Genomic DNA, 5,710 nt, shown 5'->3' on the forward strand with positions numbered 1-5,710 from the left:
GAGGCGGGCGAGCGCCTGATGCGCTCCATTGCACCGCATTTCGAGGCCATCGTCGCCAGCGTCGAGGCACTGGGGGATCTGCGCGACCGCCCGGCCGGAACTCTTCGTATCTCCTGTACGGACGATTCCATGGAGACCATCGTCCGCCCTCGCCTTGCCGGTTTCCTCGCCGAGTATCCGGACATCACACTTGAGTTCTACGTCGATTACGGCTTCACCAATGTGGTTGAACAGCGCTTCGACGCCGGCATCCGGCTGGGTGAGGCGCTCAGCAAGGACATGATCGCGGTCAGGGTCGGACCGGATTGGCGCCTGGTGGTGGTTGGATCCCCCGACTACTTCGAGAGGCACGCCAAGCCAAGGAAGCCTGCCGATATCACGCAACATCGCTGCGTGCACATCCGGCATCGCCCGAACGGCGCCATCTATGCCTGGGAGTTCGAAGAGAAGGGCAAGGAATTCACCGTGCGCGGTGATGGGCAACTGGTGTTCAACAGCATGATCCACGTCATCAATGCCGCACTGGATGGACTGGGCCTGGCGTATGCGCCTGAGCCGATGGTTGCCGACCACATTGCCGAGGGGCGGCTGGTTGCCGTGCTGGACAAGTGGTGCTTGCCTTTCCCCGGTTATCACCTGTATTACCCGAACCGTCGGCAGCCCTCGCCGGCATTTTCGGCGCTGGTGGCCTGGCTGAGGCGAGATGCCTGAGGTCCGGGGCGACACCAGGCCGACAAGATCAGCGCGTCCAGCATTGCCCGCGCCGGCTGAACGCCTCAGGTACTTCAGCGCACGAAAATACCCGGTCGATCACCGGCTTGATACCCAGTAGGACGCTCAGGACAGATGACGGCTAGATGTGAAACACCGGACCCGCCGACAACGTCGCCGAACTCACCCTGACACGGAACGCAATGAGCAGGCTCGCGATGAGCATCACCGCCGCAGCAACGGTGAGCACGGCAACAATGCCCCCGAACCCGAACACCAGGCCGCCCAAAGCGGCACCCGCGGCGATGGAAGACTGCACAGCAGCGACCACCATCCCGCCGGCGCTCTCGGCCTGATCGGGCACCGCACGTGCAACCCAGCTCGACCAGGCCACGGGCACGCCACCGAAGGCCAGGCCCCAGAGCGCGACCAGGACCGACAGCCCGCCAACGCCCACCGGAAACAGGAGCATGCCCAGCGCGGCTGCGCCAACCAAGGCGGGCATGATCACCAACGTGACTTTCAAGCTGCGCTCCATGAGCCAGCCGGCCAGCAGGGTGCCAACGAAATTCGCCACCCCGAATCCCAGCAGAATCAGCGCCAGGCCATCCGCGCTCATCTGCCCCAGGCTCTCCAACGTTGGGCGGATGTACGTAAAGAGCGAGTACTGACCGGTGTGCGCCAGAACGCAGCCCAGCATGCCTACCGCAACGCCTGGCCGGCGCAGGAGCCCCACCACCGACTCTGGGACTGCCGCCTTGCGCGGGGCCATTCGGGGCAGCGTGAACCACTGGAACGCAAACGTGAGTCCACCTACCGCCGTCGCAGCCCAGAAGGCGCTGCGCCAGCCCAGCAGACCTCCCAGGTAGCTCCCCAAAGGAACGGAAACCACGGTGCCGACCGCAATGCCGCTGAAAATGATGGAAAGCGCGCGAGGCACGCGCTGCGGCGGCACCAACCGCATGGCCACGGCCGCTGCCATGCTCCAGAAACCGCCCAGCGCGATGCCCAGAAGGACGCGCATCACCAGCAGGACGCCCATGCTGGACGACAATGCCACCAGGGCGTTGGAGAGGATCATCAGACCCGTGAAACTCAACAGCACCAGGCGCCGGTCTATCGAACGGGTGAGCCGCGGCACCAGCAGGCCAGCGAACAGGGCCACTACAGCGGTGACCGTCACTGCTTGACCAGCCAGCGCCTCCGACACCCCAAGGTCCGCCGCCATCGGCGTCAGCAGGCTGGCAGGCAGATATTCGGCGGTGAGCAGCCCGAAGACACCCATGGCCAGCGAAAACACCGCTACCCATGCCGACGAAGAAGGTTCCCCGCTACTCCAGGCCACAGAATCAGGTGCGTCTGCGGCATCAGCTACGTCATTACTCATCAAAGATCCCAGTGCAATCGTGCAGCCGAGAGTCTAGGGAGCCACGCCCGGATGATCTATGATTGCATGACCTGTATTTTTGATCGAAACCCCGGGTCGTCTCATGAGCCACGCTCCATCCCAGCCCACCGACCTGATCAGCGAGCTGCTGACCGGCATGCGGCTGCATGGCGTTCAATACCGACGCATTCAGACCGGGCCGACCTTTGGGCTTGGATTTCCTCCGAAGCCAGGCCATGCCTACTTCCATTACCTGGCAGTGGGCACTGCCGTTCTTCGTGGCGCGGACGGCAGCCAACACCGCCTGTCTGACGGGGATGTCGTGCTTCTTCCCCGCGGAGAAGGACACGCGTTGCTGTCGGGCGACGAGCACCCCGTCCAGTGCCTGGAAACGATAGACGCAGCCCCGCTGGGTGACGCGGTGAGCGGCATAGACACGTGCCCGAGCACGCACGCCGTGCCGAGCGCAGTGCTCTTCCACGGCTGCATGGTGTTCGATCTGGGCGGCATGCAAGGGCTGAGCAAGGTGATGCCGGCGGTGATGTTGGCCGATGGCAACGGCACGCAGTTCCCTGGGCTGTTGCCCATGGTCGACGCGATGAAGCGCGAGGTCTGCTCCGGACGTATCGGATATGCAGGAATACTCTCCCGGCTGGCGGATGCAGTGGCCGCCATGATCGTTCGTGACTGGGTCGAGCGCGGTTGCGACGGCGCATCCGGCCTGGTCATGGCCATGCGCGACCCGCGTCTATCGCTGTCGTTGCTTGCCCTGCACAGAGACCCCGGGCGTGACTGGACCGTCGAAGCGCTGGCCGCAGAATCCAACGTCTCACGCTCTGTCTTTGCAGATCGGTTCCAGACAGTTATTGGAACCGCACCCCTGCGGTACGTGACTGAGCTGCGAATGCAATTGGCAAGTCAATGGCTGACCCACCAGAGCCTACCGATCGAGGTAGTGGCAGAGCGCCTCGGCTACGCGTCGCAGGCCGCTTTCAGTCGCGCCTACAAGCGCGTCATCGGGCACTCGCCTGGGGCGACCCGGCGCGGGCGCGCCTTGGCCTCGACATAGAAAGAAGTGCGCCGAGCAGGCTCGGCATCCATCGTAGTCGAGGAGCGCGATGGATGGCGCGTTGCCGGCCAGCGGCCGGCACTACCCTTGCCTTGCTGACTCCGGGTCGCCTCAGGATCAGACCGCATTGAGCGGCGACCACGCCAACCGGGCCCGGCCTTCACAGTTACCACGGCCCCTGCAATGCAACCATGCAGGACGCGCCCTGCCCCCATCGGTAACCTATGCCCCACCTTCGTCGTCTTTTTGGCCGCTGGCTGCGCCTGCGTCGTCGTGTGCGTTGGCGCTGGCGTGAGCACCAGGCCTCGGCCCCGGCCATCGAGGCCACCGAGGGCCCACTGCGTGCCGCGCTGTACAACGTTGAACAGATGGAGGAGTACGGCCGCGCACTTGCGCGACAGCATCGCGTGCGGTTGCGCCCCAGCCCGGAGCGCCTGCTCGAACGACTGCAGGCCAACGAGCGCGTGCTGGAAGACGCCAACACGCTGCTGAGCAGCGTGGTGCGCGAACAGCGGCCGGTCACCCCGGCGGGGGAATGGCTGCTCGACAACTACTACCTGGTCGAAGAACAGATCCAGACCGCGCGACGCCACCTGCCGCGCGGCTACAGCCGCCAGTTGCCTTCACTTGCCTCCGGCCCATCGGCCGGGTTGCCACGGGTGTATGAGCTGTCGATGCAGGCGATCGCGCACGGTGACGGCCGCATTGACGCCGATACGCTGGGCCGCTTCATCGCCTCGTACCAGTCGCTCGCGCCGCTGAGCCTGGGCGAACTGTGGGCCGTTCCGATCATGCTGCGCCTGGCGCTGCTGGAGAACCTGCGGCGCATGGCCGCGCGGGTGATGCGCGATGGGACCGACCGCCGCCTGGCTGCGCAGTGGGCCGACCAGCTCAATCGCGCGGCGTCCGACACCCCTACTGATGTGGTCCTGGTGGTTGCCGACATGGCGCGATCCGCGCCGCCGCTGACCGGCGCGTTCATCGCCGAGCTGACGCGCTCGCTGCAGGGGCGCGGCGGCGCGTGGGCCATGCCCATCGCGTGGCTGGAACAGTGGGCGGCAGCGGCTGGGCAGCGCATCGACGAACTGGTTGCCGCCGAGGGGCAGCAGCAGGCGGCCGACCAGGTCTCCATCGGCAACAGCATCGGCAGCCTGCGTTTCCTCTCCACCATGGATTGGCGCACCTTTGTCGAAGACATGAGTGTGGTCGAGCAGCGGCTGCGGGAAGACCCCATGGGCGTCTATGCGCAGATGGATTTCGGCACCCGCGATGCCTACCGCCATGTGGTGGAGAAGATTGCCCGCGGCAGCCGCATCGCCGAGGAACGCGTTGCGACCATCGCGCTGGACCTGGCACGGGCGGCTACGCCGGCGGACGGCCCACGCACGCACGTGGGCTACTGGCTGGTCGGCGAAGGCCTGCAGACCACTGTTGCGGCGGTGGCCGAGGCAGCACCGCGCCACCGCAAGGCACGTCGACTGGCGCATCGCGTGCCGCTTGCGCTGTACCTGCTGCCGATCGGCCTGCTGGCGGTGCTGGCCACCAGCGGCCTGCTGGCAACCGGCAGCGGCTCGGTACCTGTCTGGCTGGCCGCGCTGCTCGGGCTGCTGGTGTTCAGTGAACTCGGCATCGTGCTGGTGAACTGGACCGCGACGGTGCTGGTCGCCCCCAGGCCGCTTCCCAAGCTCGATTTCAGCGAAGGCATTCCTGCCGCGTGCGCCACCGTGGTCGCGGTCCCCTCGATGCTGTCCAGCGTCGACGGCATCGACGTTCTGGTCGAAGCGCTGGAGGTGCGTTTCCTGGCCAACCGCGATCCCCAGCTGCGCTTCGTGTTGTTGACGGATTTTCTCGACGCGCCAGCAGCACAGGCGCCGATGGACGACGCTCTGCTTGCGCACGCCGTGGCACGGATCGAGGAACTGAACCATCGCTACGCGCCCGAGCGCGGCGACCGCTTCTACCTGCTGCACCGGCCCAGGCAATGGAATCCGGGCGAAGGTGTGTGGATGGGCCACGAGCGCAAGCGAGGCAAGCTGGCCGCGCTCAATGCCCTGCTCCGCCAAGGCGATGCGGCGGCGTTCATGCGCATCGTCGGAGACGCGGCGGCCCTGATCGGCGTCCGTTACGTCATCACGCTGGACTCGGACACGCAGCTTCCGCGGGATGCGGCACGCGCGTTCGTCGCCACCTTGGCGCACCCGCTCAACCGCCCGCGCTTCGATCCGCAGCTGCAACGCGTGGTGGAGGGCTACGGCATCCTGCAGCCCAGCGTCGGCACCAGCCTGGGCCGGCGCCGCACCTCGCGTTTTGCCAGAATGTTCGGCAGCGAGCCCGGCATCGATCCGTACACGCGCATGGTTTCCGACGTCTACCAGGACCTGTTCGACGAAGGCTCGTTCGTGGGCAAGGGTATCTATGACGTCGACGCCTTCGAGCATGCGCTGGAGGGCCGCCTGCCCGAGAACCGCATCCTCAGCCACGATCTGCTGGAAGGCTGCTATGCACGCGCAGGCCTGGTCAGTGATGTGCGCCTGTACGAGGAC

4 protein-coding genes are annotated in these 5,710 nt (G+C 66.0%); 3 read left to right on the forward strand and 1 reads right to left on the reverse strand.

Annotated elements, in window-relative coordinates:
* Positions 1-711, forward strand: a 711-nt coding sequence (locus AC1DJN_RS20355) for a LysR substrate-binding domain-containing protein (RefSeq protein WP_478039995.1), incomplete at its 5' end; no start/stop codon positions are given.
* A gap of 142 nt (positions 712-853) precedes the next feature.
* Here the strand turns inward: AC1DJN_RS20355 and AC1DJN_RS20360 are convergent.
* On the reverse strand, positions 854-2,011 hold the full coding sequence (locus AC1DJN_RS20360; protein WP_442251106.1) for an MFS transporter: 1,158 nt from the start codon (positions 2,009-2,011) through the stop codon (positions 854-856).
* A 190-nt stretch (positions 2,012-2,201) separates the two neighbouring features.
* On the opposite strand from AC1DJN_RS20360, the gene AC1DJN_RS20365 reads away from it, so the two are divergent.
* Entirely contained in the window at positions 2,202-3,167 is a 966-nt protein-coding gene (locus AC1DJN_RS20365) for an AraC family transcriptional regulator (RefSeq protein WP_442251105.1), read from the forward strand.
* Between the two features lie 224 nt (positions 3,168-3,391).
* A partial coding sequence (locus AC1DJN_RS20370) for a protein kinase family protein (protein ID WP_478039997.1) occupies positions 3,392-5,710 on the forward strand: 2,319 nt, incomplete at its 3' end.

The sequence above is a fragment of the Stenotrophomonas sp. 05L414_2 genome (assembly GCF_056397905.1).

What these genes read in the sequence shown, in the direction of transcription:
- AC1DJN_RS20365 (WP_442251105.1), top strand. Translation starts at nt 2,202, where the DNA reads ATGAGCCACGCTCCATCCCAGCCCACCGACCTGATCAGCGAGCTGCTG.